Source organism: Fusibacter ferrireducens, assembly GCF_015352425.1.
Lineage (GTDB): Bacteria > Bacillota > Clostridia > Peptostreptococcales > Acidaminobacteraceae > Fusibacter_A > Fusibacter_A ferrireducens.
The window spans coordinates 148,832-173,031 of record NZ_JADKNH010000001.1 but is presented as its reverse complement, the minus strand read 5'-3'; the positions used below and the strand labels follow the sequence as shown (position 1 = coordinate 173,031).

At 37.4% G+C, this 24,200-nt stretch carries 26 protein-coding genes; 2 read left to right on the top strand and 24 right to left on the bottom strand.

Going from position 1 to position 24,200, the window contains the following annotated elements:
* Window positions 1-69: 69 nt before the first annotated feature.
* The 19 genes from ISU02_RS00870 to pgeF all read right to left on the bottom strand — a co-directional run bounded on the left by ISU02_RS00870 (window position 70) and on the right by pgeF (window position 16,816).
* On the bottom strand, window positions 70-834 hold the full coding sequence (locus ISU02_RS00870) for a hypothetical protein (RefSeq protein WP_194699891.1): 765 nt from the start codon (window positions 832-834) through the stop codon (window positions 70-72).
* 305 nt (window positions 835-1,139) lie between these two features.
* Window positions 1,140-3,233: an S-layer homology domain-containing protein gene (locus ISU02_RS00865; RefSeq protein ID WP_194699890.1), complete on the bottom strand. Its 2,094-nt coding sequence runs from the start codon at window positions 3,231-3,233 to the stop codon at window positions 1,140-1,142.
* A gap of 12 nt (window positions 3,234-3,245) precedes the next feature.
* The gene (locus tag ISU02_RS00860) at window positions 3,246-3,524 is read right to left on the bottom strand and encodes a hypothetical protein (protein ID WP_194699889.1); all 279 of its coding nucleotides are present in this window, start codon (window positions 3,522-3,524) and stop codon (window positions 3,246-3,248) included.
* A gap of 117 nt (window positions 3,525-3,641) precedes the next feature.
* Window positions 3,642-5,306, bottom strand: coding sequence for a protein kinase domain-containing protein (locus tag ISU02_RS00855; RefSeq protein WP_194699888.1), 1,665 nt, complete (start codon window positions 5,304-5,306; stop codon window positions 3,642-3,644).
* Between the two features lie 9 nt (window positions 5,307-5,315).
* On the bottom strand, window positions 5,316-5,747 hold the full coding sequence (locus ISU02_RS00850) for a hypothetical protein (protein ID WP_194699887.1): 432 nt from the start codon (window positions 5,745-5,747) through the stop codon (window positions 5,316-5,318).
* A gap of 218 nt (window positions 5,748-5,965) precedes the next feature.
* Complete coding sequence (locus ISU02_RS00845; RefSeq protein ID WP_207736133.1) at window positions 5,966-6,427, bottom strand: DivIVA domain-containing protein; 462 nt, start codon at window positions 6,425-6,427, stop codon at window positions 5,966-5,968.
* A 127-nt stretch (window positions 6,428-6,554) separates the two neighbouring features.
* On the bottom strand, window positions 6,555-7,343 hold the full coding sequence (locus ISU02_RS00835; RefSeq protein ID WP_194699884.1) for a YlmH family RNA-binding protein: 789 nt from the start codon (window positions 7,341-7,343) through the stop codon (window positions 6,555-6,557).
* Window positions 7,343-7,609: a YggT family protein gene (locus ISU02_RS00830; protein ID WP_194699883.1), complete on the bottom strand. Its 267-nt coding sequence runs from the start codon at window positions 7,607-7,609 to the stop codon at window positions 7,343-7,345. Before ISU02_RS00830 ends, ISU02_RS00835 begins: the two co-directional genes overlap by 1 nt.
* A gap of 13 nt (window positions 7,610-7,622) precedes the next feature.
* A complete protein-coding gene (locus ISU02_RS00825) occupies window positions 7,623-8,117 on the bottom strand; it encodes a cell division protein SepF (protein WP_194699882.1) in 495 nt (164 codons plus the stop codon).
* Window positions 8,118-8,138: 21 nt separating this feature from the next.
* The gene (locus ISU02_RS00820; RefSeq protein ID WP_194699881.1) at window positions 8,139-8,843 is read right to left on the bottom strand and encodes a YggS family pyridoxal phosphate-dependent enzyme; all 705 of its coding nucleotides are present in this window, start codon (window positions 8,841-8,843) and stop codon (window positions 8,139-8,141) included.
* Between the two features lie 14 nt (window positions 8,844-8,857).
* On the bottom strand, window positions 8,858-10,141 hold the full coding sequence (locus ISU02_RS00815) for an HlyD family efflux transporter periplasmic adaptor subunit (protein WP_194699880.1): 1,284 nt from the start codon (window positions 10,139-10,141) through the stop codon (window positions 8,858-8,860).
* Window positions 10,142-10,164: 23 nt separating this feature from the next.
* Window positions 10,165-11,193, bottom strand: a complete 1,029-nt coding sequence (locus tag ISU02_RS00810; RefSeq protein WP_194699879.1) for an NAD(P)H-dependent glycerol-3-phosphate dehydrogenase — start codon at window positions 11,191-11,193, stop codon at window positions 10,165-10,167.
* Window positions 11,194-11,373: 180 nt separating this feature from the next.
* Window positions 11,374-11,886, bottom strand: coding sequence for a cysteine hydrolase family protein (locus ISU02_RS00805; protein WP_194699878.1), 513 nt, complete (start codon window positions 11,884-11,886; stop codon window positions 11,374-11,376).
* A gap of 48 nt (window positions 11,887-11,934) precedes the next feature.
* Window positions 11,935-12,303 carry a VOC family protein gene (locus tag ISU02_RS00800; protein ID WP_194699877.1) on the bottom strand — a complete coding sequence of 123 codons (369 nt, stop codon included), beginning with the start codon at window positions 12,301-12,303 and terminating at the stop codon, window positions 11,935-11,937.
* Between the two features lie 17 nt (window positions 12,304-12,320).
* Window positions 12,321-12,686, bottom strand: coding sequence for a hypothetical protein (locus ISU02_RS00795; protein WP_194699876.1), 366 nt, complete (start codon window positions 12,684-12,686; stop codon window positions 12,321-12,323).
* A gap of 156 nt (window positions 12,687-12,842) precedes the next feature.
* Complete coding sequence (locus tag ISU02_RS00790) at window positions 12,843-13,079, bottom strand: hypothetical protein (RefSeq protein ID WP_194699875.1); 237 nt, start codon at window positions 13,077-13,079, stop codon at window positions 12,843-12,845.
* Between the two features lie 166 nt (window positions 13,080-13,245).
* Window positions 13,246-14,565, bottom strand: a complete 1,320-nt coding sequence (gene der / locus ISU02_RS00785) for a ribosome biogenesis GTPase Der (protein WP_194699874.1) — start codon at window positions 14,563-14,565, stop codon at window positions 13,246-13,248.
* A 1-nt stretch (window position 14,566) separates the two neighbouring features.
* A complete protein-coding gene (locus tag ISU02_RS00780) occupies window positions 14,567-15,877 on the bottom strand; it encodes a DUF512 domain-containing protein (RefSeq protein WP_194699873.1) in 1,311 nt (436 codons plus the stop codon).
* A gap of 120 nt (window positions 15,878-15,997) precedes the next feature.
* The gene (pgeF, locus tag ISU02_RS00775; protein WP_194699872.1) at window positions 15,998-16,816 is read right to left on the bottom strand and encodes a peptidoglycan editing factor PgeF; all 819 of its coding nucleotides are present in this window, start codon (window positions 16,814-16,816) and stop codon (window positions 15,998-16,000) included.
* A gap of 269 nt (window positions 16,817-17,085) precedes the next feature.
* Between pgeF and ISU02_RS00770 the strand changes: the two genes are divergently transcribed.
* Window positions 17,086-17,568, top strand: a complete 483-nt coding sequence (locus ISU02_RS00770) for a response regulator transcription factor (RefSeq protein ID WP_194699871.1) — start codon at window positions 17,086-17,088, stop codon at window positions 17,566-17,568.
* Window positions 17,550-17,834 (top strand): ABC transporter permease family protein, encoded by a 285-nt coding sequence (locus ISU02_RS00765; protein ID WP_194699870.1) that lies wholly within the window; start codon window positions 17,550-17,552, stop codon window positions 17,832-17,834. The genes ISU02_RS00770 and ISU02_RS00765 overlap by 19 nt, the downstream gene beginning before the upstream one ends.
* A 107-nt stretch (window positions 17,835-17,941) precedes the next feature.
* Here the strand turns inward: ISU02_RS00765 and ISU02_RS00760 are convergent, their stop codons facing one another.
* The 5 genes from ISU02_RS00760 to ISU02_RS00740 all read right to left on the bottom strand — a co-directional run bounded on the left by ISU02_RS00760 (window position 17,942) and on the right by ISU02_RS00740 (window position 24,185).
* A complete protein-coding gene (locus tag ISU02_RS00760; RefSeq protein ID WP_194699869.1) occupies window positions 17,942-19,513 on the bottom strand; it encodes a xylulokinase in 1,572 nt (523 codons plus the stop codon).
* Window positions 19,498-20,730, bottom strand: coding sequence for an MFS transporter (locus ISU02_RS00755; protein WP_194699868.1), 1,233 nt, complete (start codon window positions 20,728-20,730; stop codon window positions 19,498-19,500). Before ISU02_RS00755 ends, ISU02_RS00760 begins: the two co-directional genes overlap by 16 nt.
* Window positions 20,731-20,751: 21 nt before the next feature.
* On the bottom strand, window positions 20,752-21,834 hold the full coding sequence (locus ISU02_RS00750; RefSeq protein ID WP_194699867.1) for a class II aldolase/adducin family protein: 1,083 nt from the start codon (window positions 21,832-21,834) through the stop codon (window positions 20,752-20,754).
* A 43-nt stretch (window positions 21,835-21,877) separates the two neighbouring features.
* Window positions 21,878-23,353 (bottom strand): aspartate aminotransferase family protein, encoded by a 1,476-nt coding sequence (locus ISU02_RS00745; protein WP_194699866.1) that lies wholly within the window; start codon window positions 23,351-23,353, stop codon window positions 21,878-21,880.
* Between the two features lie 163 nt (window positions 23,354-23,516).
* The gene (locus tag ISU02_RS00740; RefSeq protein WP_194699865.1) at window positions 23,517-24,185 is read right to left on the bottom strand and encodes a TetR/AcrR family transcriptional regulator; all 669 of its coding nucleotides are present in this window, start codon (window positions 24,183-24,185) and stop codon (window positions 23,517-23,519) included.
* Between the last annotated feature and the right edge of the window lie 15 nt (window positions 24,186-24,200).

Here is a 24,200-nt window from a genome sequence, read left to right as displayed (position 1 = left end):
ATTGAATCTAAATATTTTTTGAGTTTATATAGCAAATATTTTTTCATAAAAAAGTGAAGTCACATAACTCTATACCACCGAATGACGGCGTTTTCTAAAATATCTTAAAATGTATTTCCCCACATAGAACCCCATGAGTGCAATCGCGCCCCCAAATATAAAGATAAAAAATTTACAAACGAGCATAAATCCCAGTATTCCCGCCGCAAGACACCCCAGTATCATAAATGTCGTCCATAAACTCTGTCCTAACTTTTGATGTCCCTTAAGTTCTTTACTCGTATTTTTACCGGTTTCAGAATTATTGCCATTAATTTGGTTTGGATCAAGTATATTTATATTTGAAAGGTTTAGAAGTCTCAATTGGACTTCAGACTTGGTTAAATGCATTTCTTCAGCCTTGACAAGTAAACCGATGCCCTCATATTTAACCATGCCATTATCAAACATCTTAGTAATAACTCTATAAACGATTGGATCACCATATTCATTTTGATTTGGATCTACAAGGAGATCATTATGTACAAAGGTGAGCTCATAGGAATAACCATATTTACTTTCAGTTCCCTTAATTTTTATGCCAAGTTTACCTTCTATAGAAATACTTACGTTATGACTGTTATTTATAAATGGACTTTGAATTTCTGCAAATACCTCATCAGACGCTTCAAACAATCGGATATAAAAACTTTCATAAAAATCGTTATAAATACCTTGACTCCAATTATCTTGTTTTCTAAAATCCATTGCACCAAACCAATGTCCAAACGTTCTTCTTACGGATTCATTCCCGTATTGTTCCATGATGAACATATTTGTGAAATAAGATGTCATAAAAGTCCCCATATCCTGACAATCTTGTTTAAAAAATTCTTCACACTTTTTTGATAATATATAATTACTCACGCCTCTGTTTTTTTCAACTTTATAAATTAGACTCATCCGCTCTACTTATGCAATTGCAATCTTTACAATCACACTCTCCTTTCGTATTTGATAAGTTAATTATAATCTACTTAAATTCACAAAGTGTCACCACACAGCTAACAATTAAGAGTCATTATCAAAAAATAGAGAAGCTGTTTCAAATCAAAATACTAGATTTGAAACAGCCTTCTATTAAGATAAAAAGACACCCATTAACCAATCATTTCGAGCAATTTATAGATAATATAAGCCGCTTGTTCTCGAGTTAAAGCGTCATTTGGCTTAAATTCTGTTTCAGAAATACCAGATACCAATCCCAAATTAACGGCTTTGGAGATGTATGTACCACTGCCACTAGGCACATCCTCGAAAACTTTGGATGCCTTCTCTGATACACTCTTACCACTCATTTTTTCATAGGCTTTTACGGCCATTTCAGCCATATCTTTACGCATCATCTCAGAATTAGGGGAGAAACTTGTGCCAATATGATCTTCAAGCAACGCCATCTTAGAAGCAGCATTCACATAGGATGCAAACCAATCACCAGAATGAACATCACTGAAAGACGCGCCTTGATCAGAGGTTCCTATGCCCAAGCCTCTAACCAATAGAGTAACAAATTGAGCCCTTGTGAGTTTTCCAGCGGGATTAAAGGTGACATCACTTACACCGCTGACAATATTCTTTGAAGCTAAACTTTCAATGTAGGGTTTTGCCCAACTCTTTGAAATATCATCAAAAGTCTTATTGACCTCATAGAGATTAAAATAGTGGAAAGGCATTGGTATTTTGACTTTCACTTTAATCGCATCATCAACCCATTTACTTTCTATCATCTCAAGCTTACCCACAGACTCATTGTAAATAAATGCAGATATTTTATTGAGTTGAGCAGATGCATAGTCGCTTGTTTTGGTAAAGAATGCAACTTGTGGTCTATTGTTAAATTCAGTGCCTATGACATCCTTTTCACCTGCAAAAACTCTCAATTCGTACGAAGACACAAAATTCATATTAGCCTTTACTTGACTACCATATGTTTCTATCATGAAATCTCTAATCTCTGATGGTTTAGAAAATGCATTTTCATATCTAAATTTCATCGAGAGATCACCATCGTATTGAACCATTTCTTTCAAACAATCTGAACTAAAACTTACACTTCCAAATTGAGTTTGAATCGCCAGCTGTTTACCGCTATTTGCTAACTTGCTCAGATCATCTCTATTAAACATAATCCCTTCAAATTGGTCATCTATGTCCAAATGTATTAAAATTCCAGGTTCTGAGCGTTTAACCAACGCATTGATGTCCAACTGATTTTGAGGTAGTGGCAGTCCTGCTACTTTAATTTCATAAAACGCACTTTCTTTTAAGTTTGTGTTTACAGCTGATTCCGAACGGTTCTTACTTTCATCCGTATTTTTAACATCATTATCCGTTGCAATGTCGTCTTCTTCTTTTTTTGCTGCTTTGACAAAGGCCATATATTCAGATTCTAAAACCAAGTCACCACCATTAAAAGAAAACTTCATTTTGTATTGATTTTCATCAATCGCCTCATAATGCAATCGATTAGTCACGTGACCAAATTTCCCCTGATAGACAGATTCACCAGATGTATTTATTATTTCATAATCACATCCACCGCCCGGCCCCATTATAAATAACTCTCCAATAGAACCCACACTCGATTGAGCAATTTCAAATAGATCCTCAAAAGAAGGTTCTTCACTCATTATGACTTCTTGAACTTTGGGCGTAAGCACATAGTCGCCATTAAAGCTAAAAGATTCTACAAGTCCTTGCGGTATACCCAGACTGCCTCGCATATCTACTAAGTAGATCCCTTGAACCTCTAAATTATTGCTAAAAGCAAATTGCTTTTCCTCACCGCTGTTCAAGTTTAATTCTATCTTCATTTCATCCGATAAATTTCTAAATTCTAAAGTAACGATCCCGTCTAATGGATTTACCGCCTTACCAATGGTTATTTTCTTGTGAATCAAATCAGCCGCTTTAAATTTGATCTGAGTCTCTTCGGATGATATTTTTTGGGCCAAGCAGAGTAATTCTCCTTCTTTTTCAGCATTGACAAATACATAGACTTCTTTATATTGATCAAGTGCACCCTCACTTATTATTCGATAAGTGCCGTCAGCTTCCAGCGTCATAAAAGTAAATCCATTCACTTGTAATAGTTTCCCTTCCAAATAAAATGAATAATCCGTATTGGCACTCGCAATATTAAAGTTTATCCCTACCAATAAGACAATTAACAGTAAAATATTTTTTTGCTTCATTTTTCTGACCTCCTACAGTAATTTTTCATTGAGTTCTCTAAGTAATAGATTCAGCCTTTCTAAAGATTGCTGTTTGACAATTGAGTAAATGATCACCGCATCTCTTGGATTTCTCACATAAAGTTTAGGGTGCCCTGAGAGAAGTAACAATTCTTGAACATGTGAAAGTGAAAGCGCATACTTCAATGCTATTTTTAGAATTTCATCACGCTCGTCTACACCATGCCATGTTTTAAAAAAAGATGCGATTTGCTCTGAATGATTTCCCTGTCCTGAGTTATTTGCATACATTTTTCATAATTCTAACCTCCTCATATTATGGCTCTATTATATCTGAAAGTAAAAAGAGAACTGTTAGCCAATAGCTAACAATTCTCTTTTATTGAAAGAAAGATGTCTTAAATGTTGCTAATCTTGTAAAATTTCAACACTTGGTGGAATATCATCGCCTTCAATAAGTGTTCCTCGGATGACTATTCCCTTTAATTGCTCAAGCTCATGAAGCACTTCGTAATCACGAGTGGGATTATCTGCAATGTTTAAGTACTCTAATTGCCTAAGTGCACTCAAAGCATCCAATGAACGCAACTTATTATTTTCTAGATCTAAATGGGTCAATTGATAAAGTCCTTTGATTTCTGAAATATCTTCAAACCCTAAATGTTTTAGAATCAACCAGTTCAAAGAAGTCATCTCGCTAATCCAATTGAAATTTCTACATTTTGTATCTGAGACATCCAATTCACCTAAATTGGAGAGTTCAGATAGCCCCTCAAAATTGCTGATTGGATTTCCACCAACTTCCAAAGTATAAAGTATTTTCATACCTTTAAAAACCGAAGCATCTTCAATTTGATTATCACTTAAGTAGAGATGCACTATTTTTAAATCCGCAATTGGCGATATGTCCTTAATGTTCTGCTTTACCAAACTCAAAGACTTCAAAGAGGTCATATACTTTAGGTCTTCAAGATTATTTATATCACCTCGTCGCGTTGACCGATTGTCATTGACGATTATGGCACTGACATAATCGCCAGGATTGCTCTCCCATTTGAGCTCATCCTCTTTTTTAACAACATATTCTCCCCAAATACTGAGTTCGGTAACCTTTGCCAAATCCTCTTGAGTAATTTCATTTTGAGGCTTATTGAGCACTACAGATACAGCCTGACCAATTGATTCAGATTGAAAGTGATAGTACTTTGAAGCATTAAAAAGCCAAATTGAAACCAGAGTAACCGCGGCAACCAAAATCAACCCCAGAGCAGACCACACAATCTTATTTCGGTTTGAAACCTTATCCTTTGTGGATTTTATATAGGTTTCCATTGCTTCAACTGATTGAAATCTATTTTTAGGATCTATTTCTCGACACTTTTCAAGCGACAAACTCATTTTATCATCGAGCTCAATGCTCAAATTTTCAACAATTTCAGCCATCATAGTCCCAAAAGCATACAAATCAGATCTCTTATCTGTAGGACTAAATCCATACTGTTCTGGCGACGCGTATCCCTGAGTGCCCATCAAAACCGTATCTCTCGATTGATGCTCCTTGAAAAACCTAGAACTCCCAAAGTCAATAAGCATTATTTCTCCTGAATCGCTCACTAAAACATTGTCGGGTTTTATATCTTTATGAATGATGGGCTGTGCTTGATTATGTAGATATTTGAGTGTATTCACAATTTGCCAAAACAACGCTTCAAATACAGATTTTTTTTCTTCGTCATTCACTTTTATCATAAATTGATCTATGGGCACGCCATCAAAATAATCTTCTATAATGATCGTATGCTCCCCAGAAATATTTGCATCTATTATAGTTGGTATATTCGGATAACTCAATTTAGATAAAATAGTGTATTCATTCTTCTGGTGCTCATTTTTACAGACCTTCATCAAATATTTTTTTTCTAATACTTTATGCTTAATCACATAATTTGTACTATTCTCGGTCTCAGACAAACACGCTAAAACTTCATATTGGTCAAGAATACCGCTTGGAAGATTCTCTTTCAAAATATGTTCATTCAATTGCTCTTTATAAAACGTCTTAAAATCTGCCATCTCATCCTCTTACTCACACAATAATTGTTCATTTTCATCATCCAATAAAATATTTGTTTCTATGAGCGACATCCTGTGCGTTATTGCAAACAAAATGATGGCATCTCTTTTATGCTTACTATACAATTCCTTCATATTACTGACTTTTAGCAACTGTTGCATCTCTTCTACGGATAATCCAAGACCAAAAGATAACTGAATTATTTTATCTCTGGAAGGTTTCCTCTTCCCGCTTAAGAGGTGGTAAAAATAAACTCTGTTCATTTGACTCTTCTCAATAATATCTCTGTTTTCCAAGTCTTTCTCTACAATGATATCCATAAGAAAATGATGAAATTCTTTGCGAATTAAATCAGCTTTATTTTTATCTAGAAAATCTTTGATATCATTTGAATTAACAATATCGTTGATCAATTGCTCTGTTGTCTTCTTTTTACTCATAAACCCTCCCTTTTGTTTTCTATAAAATACCATTAAATCCTTTTTGTGTATTTTAAATAAAAAAAGAATACTCCGAATCTTTCGAAATACTCATCTCCCATTATCATTAACATTTTCTCTCACTAAATTTTTCTATCTCTAGGGTAATTATAACATATTCTCATTGCATTAACATGTGCTCATACAAATTCAATATAAAAACATTTCAACCGTGTGAACTAACCCATTTCCCTAGTCTGAGACTGAATGAGCTCCAATTGACTTTCAAGCAGTACTTTAAATCTTGTATTAAAACTCATAAATTCCTGCTTAGCATGTTCTTGTCGCTTAATGATATTAAGTACTTCAGAATTTGCATCTGTAATCAATTTTTTAGCTTGATCATCTGCTTTTTCTATCAAATATTGCGCTTTATTCTCAGCAGTTCGGATGATATCTTCCGATGTCTTTTGAGCTAAAACCATGGCATCCGTAATGGTTTTTTCCATAACTTCAAAATGCTGAAGTTGTTTTTCAAGCTCATTGATCTTTGAAGTGGCTTCTATGTTAACATGAATGAGTTCTTCCATACTCTTGACAATCTGTGCCATGTACTCCTCAACTTCGCTTTCACTATAGCCTCTAATGGCTTTTGAAAAGTGTTTATTTTGTATATCCAGTGGTGTCAACATAAATCTCATCCCCCTTATTAAAATGCCACATGCCTAAGCTTCTGTGTACTCTATGTCTATTATAACTCAAATAGGCATCATTATGATTACTCTCATATGTCATTTTCATAACATTTTCATGCTGGTCTTTTGCGCTTTATACTGGACTTGTGAAACGGATTCTAATTCTGGCTTTTTTTGTAACGCCTTCAACAGAACTCAGCGTAAACCGTCCGAAACCTCTGACAGATATCAAATCTCCTTCCGAAAGTTCATAGGATGTAGCGATAATCGGTCTATAATTCACCTTTACCTTCTCGGATTGTACCAGCTTTTGTGCCTCGCTTCTAGAGAGATTATAAAAAGAGGCAATCACCGCATCAAGTCTCAAAGATTTTACCGTATCGTACGTCTCCTTAACAGGCCTTTCAATTTCCTGTATCTCAGCAATTTCTTTAAGACATCCCTTAACAGAAGCTCTCCCCACCTTCTCAAAACTCATGAGAACATAATCACATAAATCTGACTCTAAAAAAATGATGAAACACGATTCAAAAATCAGAATATCTCCTGTTCGATCTCTATTAATGCCCAATCCCATAAGCGCACCCAAAACATCTCTGTGTTCTACGGTATAGTACTTTGAAGCAAAAGTAAACTCTAAGGCAGCAAAACTAAACTGCTCTGTTTTCGGTTCTAAAAAATCAGGTGTAATTAAAAATTTAACCCTCTCTGCCCCTTGATAACCACCCCATTTGATATAGTGCAGTTCCGAACTCGCTTTCAAAATATGCTCTAACCCAAAAGCAATATCTGGGGAACAAAATAGAGTTTCCTGTGTTTCATAATACTTCTCCGCCGCTTTAATTTTCTCAATCCCTTTTAAAAAGACACCTTCCTGATCTAGGAGGTGCCCAAATTGTTTTAACCAATTATCTTTGTTCATTAGTAGTTTATACCTACAACTAAACGTGAAATAACTTGAATCAATAACAACGCCACTAATGGACTAAAATCAATCATGTTACCACCTATATTCAAACGAATCAACAGCCTTCTAACAGGGCTCAATATAGGTTCTGTCAAGTTGATTAAAATCCTCATAAAGGGATTGTTCGCATCTCTTATAAACCAAGAGAGCATTGCTCTTGCAAAAATCATGTACATGATCACTTGTAAAAAGTAAAAAATAGTTATACGTAATTGTATCATAATATTATTCTCCTTATTCTTTGAGCCATGAACTCATTGTACTCTCAGTCTTATTGCTTGTCATATCACCTGTTATATCGACATTTTGAGGCGCTAAGACGAAAATACCTTTAGATACCTGCTGTATATGCCCATCCAGTGCGTAAAGCGCACCTGAACAAAAATCAAATATTTTCCGCGCCAACTCCCTATCGAGCTCAGAAATATTCATAACCACTGGGCGTCTGCTTTTTAAAGTGTCCACAATTCCCGTAGATTCTTCAAAATTTTTAGGATGAAAAAGCACAACGTTCATCTGCGCATTTGAATGAATATTGAGAATTTTATTACTTGTTTTTATCGTATTCGTCGATTTTGGAGTCGTTTCTTCAATGATATTCATTGGCTCATCTCCATCGATATCGTCACGCTTCATTTCACTATAAAAATCCTCAGCTGCATAATCATCTTCCTCTTGAGAATCAACACCCCAAAAGAATTTAATCTTGTCAATAAATTTATCGCCCATAGGTTCCTCCAAAAATGAATCTTATTTTGTTTGATACGTCCTTTTTCCAAATATTTTTGTCCCAATTCTAACCATTGTCGCACCTTCTTCAATGGCCACTTCATAGTCGCTTGACATGCCCATAGAAAGATGAAGCGGTTCTACATTGGAATACGGGGTGTTATTGAGGTCATCAAACATTTTTTTCATTAATCTAAAGTCATCTCTCAACTGTTCTGATTTTTCAACAATAGGTGCAATGTACATTAAACCACAAATCCTTATGTGTTTCAATGTGGACATGCCCTCGAGCAATGCTCCAAGTTCTGAAGGCAGAATACCAAACTTACTTGCCTCATCCTGAATGTTTATCTGAATTAAAACATCCTGTATTTTATGAATCTGTCCTGCTCTCTTATCGATTTCAACAGCCAGTTTTAAACTGTCTACAGAATGAATCAACTCAACTTTATCAATGATATATTTTACCTTATTCGACTGTAAATGTCCAATTAAATGCCAATTTACACCTTTATTTACATCATCATACTTTCTTAAAATTTCTTGAACTTTGTTCTCAGCAATATCTGTAATGCCATATTCAATCGCAGCGTTCATTACATCTGCCTCGTAAGTCTTCGTCACTCCGAGCAAAGCAACAGCATCAACAGATCTGCCCGCCTTTACACATGCAGACTGGATATGTGCTTTAACGCTTTCAATATTTTCTTTTAAATAGGAATACATCTTACACCTCAAATCTAATTAATACGATCGCCTTCTTTATATTTGGCACCTTCTCTAACAACCTCTTGATTTGCTTTAACACTTCTTACAAGTCCCAAATCAGCATCATAGAATTGTTCATTATATACAATGGCATAGTCATCATCATAACCAATTACTTTTACAGGTACAAATCTCAAAGTACGATCCTTTTCAACCACATAGACGCCATTTTGATTATTATAAGTCAAAAGTGAATCCATATGTAGTTTTAAACCTTGATAATTCTGTCTCGTTATTTCACACCCTACGATGCGTCTATCAAAATATTGGTCAAAAGCTTCTGAAACCCTTACCACAGCAATCGCATTGTCCGCACTTACAAACACATCATAAACTTGACCATCCATCATTTCATCATTTATTTTAACTTTTACTTTAGAGACGTTTTTATACGTTTCAACTTCTTCTTTATCAATTAGAACCACTAGATAGCCTGTTGCATGATCGACAATCTTAAAGACGGGATCATCTGAATTCACATGATCACTTGGGATGTGTTTGGGTACAATATTCAGTGCGTCTACTTCATCATAATTGATATTGTAAATGTTATCAATAGTAAATACGTCCTCATATCCATCTAACTGATAGGTCAACATACCACTTGCAGGTGCTGTTACAACTAAAGATTGTCCCTCTTTTAGCTTACCTGTCCCCACGGTCTTTTGAGTATAACTGGTGGTTCTGTTCGCTAAAAACTTGTTTTCTCCTTCAAGCTTTTCCCGCATTTCAAGCTTTAATAGCAAATCTCTTTTCAGTGCAGGAATCTCCTGATAGTTTTGATGCTTTATATCGAAAATAATCTGATCTTTTAAATTCATGATGTCAAACTCTAAGACATTATAATTATATTCCAATTTTTGCTGTGTTACCTGTGGGGTATTCTGATCCTCAGGATTATCATTCTCTCCTGTACTAGAAGCAATAGGCCTTGGTTCACCATCTCCTCTATTACCATTGTTATATAATTCTATTACTGGCTCCCCTTTTGCGACAATTCTACCCTCTTCGGCCAAAAACTTTAAATCTCCAGAGATATTTGTTTTAACGACCATTTCATTTCGAAAAACAATTGCTTGATATTGATCTTTTATATCCAAATCGCCATATTGTACTAAGTAAGAATTTTGCTCCTTATAAAAAAGATCTAAACCCAGCTTTACTAGAAAAAAAACGATCACACCAACCAAGACCAAGCTAATGAAAATGCGCCCATAGTGAGGTCTTTTCTTCTTAGCCGATTTCTTTTTTGCCATCTATCCATCCACCTTCAAAGGGACTATTCCCATATCTCAAAGCCTTTAGCATATTCATCAATTTCATGTTTCTTCTGTCTCGACATCAGACTATTGACAGCGACTCTGGCGTCTTTCCCTTCATAAAGTACCTTATATAGTTCTGTAGTGATCGGCATCTCCAAATCAAACTTGACCATGAGATCGTACGCCGATTTTATAGTATAAGCACCTTCCACAACCATCCCAATTGCCTCTATGGATTCATCAAAGGAATGCCCTTGACCAATTAAAATACCACATCTTCGATTTCGACTGTGCATACTCGTACAAGTGACAATGAGATCGCCCACACCAGCAAGTCCTCTAAAGGTTTCCACTGTGGCACCCATCGCAGTCCCCAAATAGGCAATTTCGTTGATGCCTCTTGTAATTAAAGCCGCTTTCGCATTATCACCATATCCCAGACCATCACTAATTCCCGCGCCCAGTGCAATGATGTTCTTTAGAGCACCACTGATTTCAACACCCACCACATCAGGATTCGTGTAGACTCTTATATAATCATTCGCAAAGAGATCTTGGACCAACTCAGCAGCTTTTCTAGATTTTGAAGCAGAAACCAATGCCGTCGGTAACTTTTGGGAGACTTCTTCAGCATGTGAAGGCCCCGATAAAGTGACGAAAACTTGCTCTGGCAACAGCCGCTGCGTAATCTGAGACATCGTTTCAAGCGTATTCATGTCAATGCCTTTAGAAACGTTTATCAATATGACTCCTTGGCGCATAAAGCCGCCTTCAATCATTTTCTCAAGTGTTTTCTGATACTGCTGTGAAGGCACGGAAAACAAAATAATTTCAGCCCCTTCAAATGCACTCTTCATATTTGAAGTGAATTTTATAGACTTGGGAATACTTATATTTTTAAGGTATTTTTCATTCATACCTGTTTCATTGATTTTATCGACTTGACTTTGATTTCTTGCCCAAACACAAACATCATGACCATTATCGTTCAAGACAAGAGACAATGCTGTGCCCCAGCTTCCTGCCGCCACAATTGCTATTTTCAAATTATGCCTCCATTTCAAACCATTATACGACTTTCATTATAGCACAAAACCACCTATTCTTAAACCACGATTAGAGCCAAAAGGTTTTCTCATAAAAACTTTAAAGGGACTAATCGCATTGGCACCCTGTAAACCCATAAACTCAGTGTCCAATGAAATCAATCCCTTTTCTCCCTGCACTTATTCTATGCTCAAAAGCGCTTCTAAAGTGCTCATTAATTCCACATGATCATTATATATTCGAGTGTTTACAGACTCTATTATGAATTTCGCATCTGCGGAAAAATTGCTGTGGGCATCACAAATCAGCGTAACAGGCATATTGGCCTTAAGCGCACCATAAACCGTTGATTGTACACAACCATGAGAAATGACACCTGTCACATAGATATGATCAATTTCTAAAGTCTCAAGCAACTCTACAAATTGATTTTCGCTAAAAGCATCACTTTTAACCTTGTCAATTAATAGATCTCCCTCCTCAAAATGTATCTCTGAAAGCAGTTCCCAATCCCTTGTACCTTTCATGAGTAAAAAGGTCCCCGTAAATCTCAAAAATATAATCGGTAGTCTGTACTTACGAAAATGATCAATCAGCTTGTTGATATTGTCTATCAACTTTTCACTTTCATAAACTTTTAAAGATTTATTGAATATGCCGTGTTGCATATCCACCACTACTAAAGCCTTCATAAGGACTCCATCTACATTAATTTTATCTCTATACCTTAACTCCAGAATCTACATTAAAGTAATCACAATACCATAACCTTCTGGATCTCTGAAAAGCTTGCCATTATCTTCCCAAAACGGATTTTTGGGTGCAAACTCTAAATATTTTTCTTTTCTAAGTCTTTCTAAAACTAAGCCATACTGCACTTTATCATCGTATTTAAAGACAATCAAATCATCCTCATCTGCTTTATGATTTGGACAATTACTGGATATTGTAAATTCAATTTCCCAGTTGCAATGATCGCAACTCAAAATGACGCCAGTGTAGCCATTATGGTCCTTAAACTCTGAAATCACTTTTAATCCAAGTAAATTGCAATAGAAATGCAATAAAGGTTCTAAGGCCTTTGCATGTCTTGCAAATCTTACATTCATACTTTCACCTCATAAAATTAGATTCTCATATGCTTCTTAGTAAGAAACTGACGCTCATATACAACCAAACTATAAATTCTGGAAAACCACTCAATACCCAGTAGTGAACCTGAAATCCCCAAGAAGAGATAATACATAACACTTCGAATTCTAATAGAAAATAAGAAAAAATAAACTGCTGTAAGCATAAATATCCTCAAACTATACAAAACACTATTTATTGGCTCAACCTGAGTGTAATAAGATCTAATATCTTCCATTTGATCAATATAGCATTCGTGATGATAAGCTTTTGGAATTGAAAAAAAGTGTTCTTTTGAGACCGTTAATTCCGATCTGTTTGTAATTGGATTCCCACATGTTTCACAAATTGATAGATTCATAATGACACATCCCATCTTATGATAAAATTCTCTTTTTGTTTATATTTTAACATTATTTTTGAGATCATGTCATGATATTTCAGAATATTTCGTCAATAATTTCACCATTTATTTTGACTTGTTCGCATACCTATATTGCCGGGCTCATCGTTCTCATCACAACTTGTCATCATATTCTGCGTCATCGTCTTCATCATAGTCCTCTTCGTCTTCTTCGCTGTAGTCATCATCTTCGTCGTAATCCTCGTCTTCATATTCGCTTAAAGGATGATCCCACCAATTGCTTTCCTCTCCTTCATCTTCCTCATCATAATCCTCATCATCTTCATAAAGATCACGGTCATCTCCAATTTCTATTCTCAAACGCACTATTAGGTCATTAAATCGTCGCATATCATCGCCTCCCTAATATAGATCTATACTGTATATACCCAAAATAAATACCCAAAATCGGGTTCCGACAACGCAAAAAAAATGATCCCTCAGAAGATCATTACCGAAACCTTTAAAAGCATCGTATAATCACTGAAAGATCAATTTCATTTAACTTTAATTTAAGTTACTCGCCCCTTTGCTTAACTTTAAAAACAATTGGTGTGCCCTCATAATTAAAATTCTTTCTGATTTGATTTTCAATATAACGCACATATGAAAAATGCGCCAATTCTTTCACATTGACAAAGAGTACGAAAGTTGGCGGTTTCACGCCACATTGCGTTGCATAGTAGATCTTAAGTCGCTTTCCTTTATCTGAAGGCGGTTGATTTAACGCCATGGCCTCATTGAGAATATCATTGAGAACACCTGTTGAAATTCTAAGTGCATGATTATTAGCGACGTAAACTGCTTGCTCTAGAAGTTGCGTTACTCTCTGACCTGTTAATGCAGAAACAAACACCACTGGCGCATAAGTCATATAAGCGAGCTCTTCTCTGACCTTCTTCGTGAAATCATTAAAAGTATGATTGTCTTTTTCAAGCAAGTCCCACTTGTTCACAACAATCACAATAGCTTTGCCCGCTTCATGTGCATAGCCAGCAACCTTCTTGTCTTGATCCGTAACGCCTTCAACTGCATCGATCATGAGAAAACACACATCTGAACGCTCAATTGCAGCCAACGCCCTCAACACGCTATACTTTTCAATAGACTCATTGACTTTGGACTTTCTTCTGATCCCTGCTGTATCAATGAGCACAAACTTTTGATCCTTATAGGTAAACGGCGTATCCACTGCATCTCGAGTTGTACCGGCAATATCGGATACAATAACTCTATTTTCACCGATGATTTTGTTGACCATTGAGGACTTACCTACATTTGGTTTCCCTATGAAGCAAATTTTAATGGCATCCTCTTCTTCCTCAAGCAATATGTCCTCTGGAAATAACTTTACAACTTCATCTAATAAATCGCCAAGACCCATTGCATTTACAGAAGAAATCATCAATGGCTCACCAAGACCCAAGTTGTAGTAATCATAAAAATGGCTTGGCTTATTATAGACATCAATTTTATTGAGTACCAACACCACTGGTTTTTTAGAAACTCTGAGCATCTGAGCGATCTCTTCATCAGCGCTTGTATACGAATACTTCCCATCGCACAAGTAGATGATGACATCGGCCGTATCAATTGCAATCTGTGCTTGATCTCTCATTTGAGACAAGATGACATCTGTTGAAGAGGGTTCTATACCGCCTGTATCAATAAGCGTAAAATTATATCTCAGCCATTCACATTCCGCATAAACGCGATCACGTGTGACACCTGGCGTATCTTCAACAATGGAAATTCTCCTTCCAGCAATTCTATTAAAAAACGTGGACTTCCCCACATTTGGGCGGCCTACCACCGCAACAATTGGCTTTCTACTCATTTTAATTACCTCCATATAATATGCTTTCAACGAACTCGATTCCCGTTTCACCGACTTTGACAACAGGTTTGTGGTAATGTGCTTCAAGGTCTGAGATGGAACAATCATCTAGCATCACATCTTCATTTGCTCTAAACATAGATACTGGTAATAAAATGGCATCACAATTCTCTGCGTTTAAAACTTGTTTCTTTATATCTGTACCTGTGACTAAACCTGCCACTGTAATACGTTCTCCAAAAAAATCATTTTCGATTTTCATAACTTCAATTTCTAATTTTGGAACTTCAGCCATGATCGCTTGAGCAAGGCTTTCCAAATAGGGATGCGCTGCAACCCCTGTGACGATTAAAACCTTCCTATCGCTTTCCATTTGATAGCGGTTAGAGCCCAAAATTTCTCGTACTTCATAATCCAATTTTCTGATCATGCCTACACCATCTTCATGCTGTATGAAGTCCTCATAAGCTTCATAAGGTGGAAATGGTACACCAGAAAGTAAATAGAACTCATCTGCTAGAAAAGCAAATCGCGTCCCGATCTTTTCAAGTGCCCTCTCTTGAAACGCATGTACCCTATCAATGACTTGCTTCGAAGTCGATTGATTGAAGCCCTCCATTTGTATGAGACCCTCTCTATGCTTTGTCAGGCCAATGGGCACTATGGCAACACTCTGTAAATTAGAACCCAAAGTGATGAGGTCATCCAGTGTACGACTGAGTTCATCGCCATCATTATAACCTGGACATAGAACGATCTGAGCATTGACCACAATACCATTTGAAGTCAACTTTTCAAGGCGTTCCATAATATTGCCCGCAAATCTATTGCCAAGCATTTTCACCCTGAGCTCTGGATTTGTCGTATGCACGGAGACGTTGATAGGACTGATTCTATAATCAATAATGCGATTAAATTTATCTTCATTTAGATTCGTTAATGTCACAAAATTTCCCTGTAAAAAAGATAATCTAGAGTCATCATCTTTAAAGTATAAAGTCGATCTCATATTTTTAGGCAATTGATCAATAAAACAAAAAACACAATTATTAGAACAACGCGTTGCATCATCTATAATTGGATTTTCAAATTCGATGCCCAGATCCTCATCAAATTCCTTATCGATTTCAAGATCCCAGATTTCACCATCTTTTTTTTGAATCTCAACCACAATGAACTCATCGTTTGTGAGATACATTAAATCAATGATATCGACCACTTTTTTATTATTAATGCTCAGTAAAATATCCCCAGATTCTATTTCTAATTCCTCAGCAATTGAACCTGGAAGTACTTTCTTTATCTTATTCATACAGGCCTTCCCATCATAACATAATCTTCTACCATACAATCTAATATTGTAATATAAAATCATTTAAAGTGCAAATGAAACTTTTGCAATGATTTATTTTACATAAAAAGTCATGATTTCCTATATGAGTTGGCAAAGCTGGCTCATCGACCCCCGCTTCCCCCCATTCGCTTTTCGATGCGAATGATACAAATCACTTTTACAGATGGTACATGCAGGATTGATTTCTATATGATCACTTTTTAAACCATTCTCTAAGAAGATGAGTTCATTGGCCTTCTTTAAATCTATAAAATATCTGCCGTTTGCCTTCGGCTCAAAAAAACAATTCATATCGTGCTCTGAAAAATGAACTCTGAATAGCGTTTTTACAGGTTCATCTACTTCATAGCAGCATTTGCCAGCCGATTGTCCTATCCCTGCAAAGAGATGCTGAGGTTCACTGTGATAATGATACGCCATCTCTTTTATAACCGTTTCTGCAATCTTGTTTGAAGTGCCACGCCAGCCACTGTGAACAATGGCAACGGCTTCATTTACAGGATCAAAGAGGTAAAGGGGCACGCAATCTGCATAAAACGTCATCAAGATGACATCTTTTCGGTTCGTCATCAAAGCATCTGTGTCAGGACTCGAATAGAGGCGATAATCTGATAATGCCGTATACTTTACATCTATTTCATCTAAATTTTGAAAGTCTGTGCTTTCATCTATTTTAAGTACGTGGTTCGAATGTGTTTGCCGCGTGGCAACGATGATTTTTCCGGTTAGACCCAGAGCGTCTATGGCAATTTTAATATCTTGGCAGGCATTTTCAAACTGTTCTGGATTATAAAAATTGGTATTCATGCCACCATATACGCCTTGACTCACACCACCCGTTCGATCGGTTATCCCCAGATGCAAAGGGGTAGCCTTTAATTGCTCAAATCTGATCATGATCTCTTTTGTATACTGCTGTAAATATCAGCATACACTCCTTTCAAATTACTGTGATATGTGGTCTATATAATAATATCATAAAGCTCAAAGTGTCAAAAGTCAAAAGTTGGGCATCCCGTTAAGCAAACAATAGAAATTGATAAAAGAGGTTTATTCAGTTAAAATATAAGGGATGTAACCCGCTAATTTACACCCTCTACAGTTTTACTATACAATATGTAGTTTTACTCTATAAGCAGTTTTACTCTATAAAAGGAAGTGAACCCATGTATAAAATTTTAATCGTCGAGGATGATCTCCTCTTAAATAAAACTTTGGCTTATAATTTAGCAGCTGACGGTTTTGATGTCGTTTCTGCTTATAGCTGTGCTTCAGCCCTTCAACAGCTCAGAAAATCTCAGTTTGATTTGGCTTTACTCGATATAAATCTTCCGGATGGTAGTGGGCTTGACTTATGCAGAACCATCAAATCACAATACGCGGATACCTATAGCCTTTTTTTAACCGCCAATGATCAAGAACGAGATATGATTAAAGGCTATGAAGCTGGCGGTTTTGATTATATCACCAAGCCCTTTTCTATCGCAGTGCTCTGTAAAAAGATAGCCGCCCTCTTTGAAACGATGCACAAACAGAGTCCAAAACACGACCTATATTATGATGGCATTTTAAAAATAGATTTTTCTGAACAAATTGCCCAACACTATCCCGTAAACATGAGTTTTCAATCTTGCGCTCAATTGGTTTAAGTCGCCGCCAACTCTTGAGAACCATTCAATACGAAGGCCTCATCTTGGCGTTTTGGCATATTCTCTTGACATTGTGCCTTGGCACACCTGTTGGTTATTATCTCGTCACTTATTTAAAATCACCTTGGGTATGGCGATTTCCTATATACCATTTTATAGGTTATGCCCTCGTGGCAATCACTTTTTCAGTGATGATCTCCACCGCAATCATCCATGTGCTCAATAAAAAAATACTCGTGGAACAGCTTAGAGATCATTCTATTTAGATGCATTTAAGTGCTCATATTAAGGCCTAATAAAACGAGCGGCTACGCGCATGCTTATTGAAAGCTAACATGACGTATACCGCTCGGTTTACTATAGGACCATGAGTCTAAGGTTGATTGAGTGTTTTAAATGCTTTCACATTATTTCTGTAAAGGGATTTAAACACTGGAAACACGTGATTATAAACCACTGCATTAGATGGATTAGGATGATACGTTTCATGCACTGGGATTAATAGCTTTGCCTCATTGACGTCCCTTATGAGATTTAAGCCCACTGCCATTATGACTGCGGCCCCGACCGCACCCACATTTTGAGGGTTTGCAACCGTTTCCACTTCTCTATTGAGAACATCCGCTAAAATTTGACAAGTCAATGGCGAAAGCGCACCCCCTCCCACAAAACGAATGGTCTGAGAAGTCTTAACATGCCTTTCCGTAGCTTCAAGCTGCCACTTTAAATGATAGCAAATGCCCTCCACAACCGCATGAATTAATTCCGTCTTCCCAGTCTCCAAGCTGATGTTGAAAAAAATACCTCTTGCATTGTGATCTTCAAAAGGACATCTATTGCCATGAAGCCAAGGTGTAAATATGACCCCATCACTTCCTGCACGGACATTTTTGACACAATCCATCATAAAATCGTACAGACTTTCATAGATGCTCTCCGGGTCTTCCCAAATGTGCTTTTTATCCAGAAATAGACCAATCTCGTCCAATGCCAAATGATCTTTAACCCACTCCAAGCATTTCCCTGCGGTTTCGAGTTCCGCAAAATAGTTAAAGTAACCTGGATTTGCACCCACAATGGCTGCAATCATATTTGAAATATCTAAGTGTTGTTTGGGAACCACTGTGGATACCCAGCCCGATGTGCCCAAATAGATATGAGTATCCTGCTGTGCCACTGCACCAGCTCCTACGCCAATAAGAGACGCATCACCACCCCCAGAAAAAACAGGTGTTCCAGCTTTAAGGCCCAGTTCTTCAGAAGCCTTTAGTGTAATTTGACCCACCTGATCTGTACTTTTACAAATTTGAGGTAAGTGCGCCATATCCACATCAAACATTCTGCATATTGCCTCGCTGAATTGACGTTTACCCCGACGCGTATCATAGAGTAATGTCGCAAAAGCACTGTCTTCTGACATGGTAAACGCCCCGCAGGATCTACAGACCAAATAATCTTTAACATCAAGCCATTTGTATATTTTTTTGAAAACTTCAGGTTCATGATGCTTAACCCATTGGTATTTCCATACGGGATCTTTAACACTTGCCGAAACGGCACCACTGATTTGGATAGAACGCAACATTTTAAAGGCATTCAGACCTTTCTTCACTTCATCCTTTGCTCGATTATCCATATAACTCATAGCACGTCTCACAGGACGTCCAGATTGATCCACCAAAACAACTGCTTGCATTTGAGCGCAGAAAGAGATCGCCGCAATGGCATCTTTGGAAATAAGAGTTCTTTCAAGAACTTGCGCTGTGGTTGAACACATGGCTTCCCACCACTGATCCGGTTCCTGTTCCACCCCGCCATTTTCTAAAATATAGAGATCGTATCGTGCCATAGCACTGCCAACGAGCTTTATTTGGCTTGAAATTTCAAAAAGACAAGTCTTGACGCCTGTGGTTCCCACATCATATGCAATTACATAGGTAGACATTCATCAACACTCCCTTTCAACAAGTCAGACTCTTTCATTTTTAAGGCCATTGGTATTTCAAATGCCGTAATGCATACAATAAACAACATTGATGGCAATGTGGAATCTACCGTCTCTGTAAGCACTTCAAATAAAAATACAAATAAAATGCCCGAAATTTGCCCCATCAATAAAATCAACCCTAACGAGGTACCCTCCTGTACTGGGTATGCCACTTCTGAACCGTGCTGGAATAAAATTGGTGCCACACCCATGATCAAAAAACCAGTCGTGCAGGCCAGTACAACTAAAAAATAAAAATTGGTAGCCAAAGTTAAGCCCAAGTAAAGCGGGACAAGTATTGCTAGAGAAACTACAAAAAATGGGATTCTAACTTTAAGATGATCTGATAAAATCGGCAACAACACAGCCCCAACAACACCCGCAATTACAAAAACTGCTCCGATAATGCCAATCTGTAATGCCTCTAACCCTTTGGGTAACAGGATGGACTCAATAAGCGTCAATATGGTGTTGAAGATGCCTATGGAGATAAAGCAGATCAGCAGCGTTAAAAAATAGGGCTTATTGTGCATCAGTTTCTTTAACGCCAATAGGCTGAACTCATCTTTGAGCTCAACGTCGTCATAAATGGGTACTTTAGGCTTTTCTCGTGTAAATGCAATGGCCACCACTGCTGAAATAATGGCAATAAGTGCAAAAGTCATCAGTAAAGCTTTAATCCCATACTGCTCTGCAACAACAGGTGCAATTACCATAGGCAGTGCAAAGCCAAGATACTGTGCCATGGTTAAAATCCCTGCTGCTGTTGCTCTCTCCGAAACTGGAAACCAATTTGCAGGCACTTTGGTTGAAATATTGAGTAAAAAGGGTTGCCCAATGGCGATTAAAAATTGTGAAATCATGACGATTATAAAATAGTCCGAAAAATAAGCTCTGGTAAAACCAAAAACAGCAGTCAACAATGCTCCAATAATGAGAGAAGTACGATAGCCGTAGCGATCGATTATCCATGAAGCGGGCAGACAAAATAAAATAAACATCATCATATAACTCATTGAAAAGAGCGTTATAGATAACCCCGAGACATTATAATATTTTTCAGCAGTACTGGATATGGGTGCCAACGACAACCACATCATTTCTGTGGATATGATCATCGGTACAATACATAAAAGGATGATCCACCTATAAGGTGAACTATTGCTTTTCTTCATAAAAATAACCCCCCTGTTATTTTATATTTTTCCCCCTGACAATTTAGAATATTTTTTGAGATAAACCCATCTCATCAGCAGACTTTCCACTAAATTAATCGGTTTGATGTGCTCAAAGAGTACCGCCCCAAAATAGGCCTTGCAATTTTTATTTAGAACCATTTGGACGGCTTTGGCTTCACTTTCGTCTTTGCCCCAACACAGTGCCCCCAAATTTTCTATGAATACTGCTGATGCATTTTTAAGTGCTTTTAAAACAGCAGTTTCTTCAGCCTTCACCACTTTTACCTCAATCCCGATGATTTGAGCAAAATCATCTAAGAAGGGTTTTAAGGCATTTTTTTGACAGGCATATCTCACGATATCTTCTTCTTGGTTCAGTAGCACACAACCGCCTTTTGTCTCTTTAACCATTTCAATCAAATGCATAGAGTCGGCTTGCTTTTGTTGAGACGCTTTCTGTTGCTGTTTTAAAGGTTGTTTTTGATGCTGGTTCTGATGTTGTTCTTCATGATGTGCATCACCCGTCATTGCCGATTTTCGCTCTTGAATAAAATCAGAACAGACTTGTTCTAAGCTATACGCAGAGTTAAAAGCACTCTCATAATCACGTCCAAAGCAAACTGCACCATGATGCTTTAAAATAATAGCACTGCCCTCGGTCTTTTCAAGAGCCTCTACAACATGACGCTTTAACCGCTGAGTGCCTGGAAGAGCATAGGCCGCACATATGATTTGATTAGAAAATAGCGGATGATCCTCAGAGAGCGTTATTCGATCTAATCCCAGAGCTGAAACCACAGAGGCACTTGCCTGATGTGTGTGAATTACAAAGTTGACATCAGAAAAACGCTCATAAACCGCTGCATGAATCCCCTTTTCAGAAGACGGTTTTATCGATCCCGTATAACTTAGATCCTTGATGCTGACTTTGACAATTTCGCTAGGTTTTAATGTAAGATAATCTCTCCCACTGGGTGTGATCCAGAACGACTCTTCATCGATTCTGCAACTCACATTTCCCCATGTCCGAGCAATTAACCCTGCCTTTACAAGTTCTATACCTGCTCTTACTACAGATGATTGTAAGCTCATATTTGACATTATAAAACTCCTCGTATAATCGTTTAATAGAGATATCACTCTATTAAATCTTTTGTGCTATATTTTTAAACACATTTTCAAATCGATTTAAGATATCTGGCAACATTTCATCTTCGTAAGCCGCATTTGTGTAGAGACGACTTCCTGCCAAAGTCACAATCCCCTCAGCCATGTAAGCAGCACCCACATGCTCCATTTCTTGCTTTCTAATCGACGTCTGTTTCAACACTTCTTTGATCTGCCAAGGCTTTGACCAATTAATTGTAAAATGCATCGCCCCCACTGTTTCCAAATGGCAGATTGAACCTTGATTAAACGCAACAAAAGGCAAGTGATATTTGTCAATCAGTGCTTGTATCCCTAAGATGAGTTGATCTGCAATCTGTCCAGATTTTTGAATTGCATGTGTGCGCTCAATTTCACATAACGTATGATATCCAGCCACACAACTCAACGGATTTGCTGCCATAGTGCCGCCCACCAACGCTTTCTTATGCTTACCGCTACCGCCTATGCCTGCGGACAAATACTTCATTACCTCTCTTTTGCCCCCCAAGCCACCAGCACTTGGATATCCCCCAGCAATGACCTTTCCAAACACAGTTAAATCCGGTGAAACCCCAAAGTAGCCTTGAGCACCTGACATCCCTACTCTAAATCCAGTGACCACTTCATCGAATATCAAAAGCGCACCATGTTGTTGACACAACTTTTCGACGCCCTTATTGAACTCAAAGTCCAAAGGCCGTGTGCCACTTTCAGGCCCAAGAGGTTCTATTAAAACCGCTGCTGTACCACCTCTTAATTGATTGAACTTTAGTTTTTTTTCGAGATCATCTAAACTGTTTGGGAAAAATTCTTGTGTGTATTTAAACATATGTCTTGGAACACCGTTTGCCTGAGTCCATTTTGTCCCAGGAATTCTAATCCCGTATGCCAATTGATCACTCCAACCGTGATAAGCCCCGCCCATTTTGAGAATGTTTTTTTTCCCAGTTGCCAACCTTGCAACTCGAATAGCGCCCATACACGCTTCTGTACCAGATCCTAACATTCTAAACATTTCAACGGCTGGCATGACATCTGATATTTTCTTTGCCAATTTGTACTCATACTCATGAAATAGACCTGTGGATGGTCCACATGTGTTGAGCAGTTCGATCACTTTTTCTCGTACAACTTCAGGATTGCTCCCCAATACTGTGGGGCCACCTGCCTGAAGGAAATCATAGTACTGATTGCCATCAATATCATATAAATGGCACCCTTCCGCCTTTGTAAAGACCAATGGGAATGGATGGTTAAAGGCAAGATTGTGTTGAACACCTCCAGGTATGATCTCAATTGCACTTTTAATCATTTCTTTTGACTTGGAACACTTTTGATCAAAATACTCTGTCTCATATTTTTTAAGTGCCTCAGGTTTAACCGTGTAAATCGGTTTTCGTATCAAATCATCCAGTTGTTGCGTCACTTTAGCGGTGTCAGGATAAGTTGAAATTGAATAGCTTTGGTTCATTTTATACCTCCATTTCAAAACGAGTGAGCGCTCGCTTTATGTATTTATTTAAATATATCACAGGGTTTTGAAATGTCAATATTGTTTTCTGAATTTTCAGTCTTTTCGAGAAATTTGTGCACTAAAAAAGCACTCTAGAATTAGAGTGCCTAGAAATGCTCAATTATGAATGGTTGCTGGTCTTCACTGCAAGTGCATTTTTTATAAATTTCATCAGCTGTTCTGCGACAATGACATCGTCATCCAATATGTTTTCATTCGTAAAGATTTTAAAACGTTCCTTGTAATACTCACAAGTATATGAAAATTGGAAAGTAATAAACAAATTATCGAGAAAGAAGGCAAAAAGCCGCACATCAATTTCACTGCTAATCTCATTTCTGTCTTGTGCTTCTTTAAGCATGTTTGCATATAGATCTGCCGAGACGCTTTCCATTTCAGTGACAATTTGAGCAATTAAATCATATCTATTTTCAGCCGTAAGTTGCCCATAGAGTTTAGTCAAGAGCACATTTTCTCTAGAACTCACTTGTATCGCGCGAATTATACTTTCTATTTTGAGTAAAAAATCATCTTCACTCTGCATGATCTTGTCCAGTGCTGACTTGAGTGTCTCAACTGCAAATCCTACAATTGTTGAGAACAAATCCTCCTTGCTACCAAAATAAGAGTACATTGCGCCAATACTGATACCAGCTTTTTTGGCAATCGTATTTATATTGGCGCTTTCAAAACCGTGTTCGGCAAATTCATGCGTTGCCGTCTGTATAATTTTATTTCTCTTGGCTTCAGAGATCTTTGTAAAAGTATCTTTATAGAAGATGGATTTCATATGATCTGGTCTCCT

Coding starts and splice junctions, on each gene's coding strand:
- ISU02_RS00795 (WP_194699876.1), bottom strand. CDS start 12,686: ATGAATCTATCAATTTGTGAAACATGTGGGAATCCAATTACAAACAGA.
- ISU02_RS00870 (WP_194699891.1), bottom strand. CDS start 834: ATGACATCTTATTTCACAAATATGTTCATCATGGAACAATACGGGAAT.
- ISU02_RS00780 (WP_194699873.1), bottom strand. CDS start 15,877: ATGAATAAGATAAAGAAAGTACTTCCAGGTTCAATTGCTGAGGAATTA.
- ISU02_RS00755 (WP_194699868.1), bottom strand. CDS start 20,730: ATGAAGAAAAGCAATAGTTCACCTTATAGGTGGATCATCCTTTTATGT.
- ISU02_RS00760 (WP_194699869.1), bottom strand. CDS start 19,513: ATGTCTACCTATGTAATTGCATATGATGTGGGAACCACAGGCGTCAAG.
- ISU02_RS00830 (WP_194699883.1), bottom strand. CDS start 7,609: ATGATACAATTACGTATAACTATTTTTTACTTTTTACAAGTGATCATG.
- ISU02_RS00750 (WP_194699867.1), bottom strand. CDS start 21,834: ATGTCAAATATGAGCTTACAATCATCTGTAGTAAGAGCAGGTATAGAA.
- ISU02_RS00845 (WP_207736133.1), bottom strand. CDS start 6,427: ATGAGATTTATGTTGACACCACTGGATATACAAAATAAACACTTTTCA.
- ISU02_RS00865 (WP_194699890.1), bottom strand. CDS start 3,233: ATGAAGCAAAAAAATATTTTACTGTTAATTGTCTTATTGGTAGGGATA.
- ISU02_RS00860 (WP_194699889.1), bottom strand. CDS start 3,524: ATGTATGCAAATAACTCAGGACAGGGAAATCATTCAGAGCAAATCGCA.
- ISU02_RS00770 (WP_194699871.1), top strand. CDS start 17,086: ATGTATAAAATTTTAATCGTCGAGGATGATCTCCTCTTAAATAAAACT.
- ISU02_RS00800 (WP_194699877.1), bottom strand. CDS start 12,303: ATGAATGTAAGATTTGCAAGACATGCAAAGGCCTTAGAACCTTTATTG.
- ISU02_RS00850 (WP_194699887.1), bottom strand. CDS start 5,747: ATGAGTAAAAAGAAGACAACAGAGCAATTGATCAACGATATTGTTAAT.
- ISU02_RS00825 (WP_194699882.1), bottom strand. CDS start 8,117: ATGGGCGATAAATTTATTGACAAGATTAAATTCTTTTGGGGTGTTGAT.
- ISU02_RS00740 (WP_194699865.1), bottom strand. CDS start 24,185: ATGAAATCCATCTTCTATAAAGATACTTTTACAAAGATCTCTGAAGCC.
- ISU02_RS00855 (WP_194699888.1), bottom strand. CDS start 5,306: ATGGCAGATTTTAAGACGTTTTATAAAGAGCAATTGAATGAACATATT.
- ISU02_RS00835 (WP_194699884.1), bottom strand. CDS start 7,343: ATGAACAAAGATAATTGGTTAAAACAATTTGGGCACCTCCTAGATCAG.
- ISU02_RS00805 (WP_194699878.1), bottom strand. CDS start 11,886: ATGAAGGCTTTAGTAGTGGTGGATATGCAACACGGCATATTCAATAAA.
- pgeF (WP_194699872.1), bottom strand. CDS start 16,816: ATGATCAGATTTGAGCAATTAAAGGCTACCCCTTTGCATCTGGGGATA.
- der (WP_194699874.1), bottom strand. CDS start 14,565: ATGAGTAGAAAGCCAATTGTTGCGGTGGTAGGCCGCCCAAATGTGGGG.
- ISU02_RS00820 (WP_194699881.1), bottom strand. CDS start 8,843: ATGTATTCCTATTTAAAAGAAAATATTGAAAGCGTTAAAGCACATATC.
- ISU02_RS00745 (WP_194699866.1), bottom strand. CDS start 23,353: ATGAACCAAAGCTATTCAATTTCAACTTATCCTGACACCGCTAAAGTG.
- ISU02_RS00815 (WP_194699880.1), bottom strand. CDS start 10,141: ATGGCAAAAAAGAAATCGGCTAAGAAGAAAAGACCTCACTATGGGCGC.
- ISU02_RS00790 (WP_194699875.1), bottom strand. CDS start 13,079: ATGCGACGATTTAATGACCTAATAGTGCGTTTGAGAATAGAAATTGGA.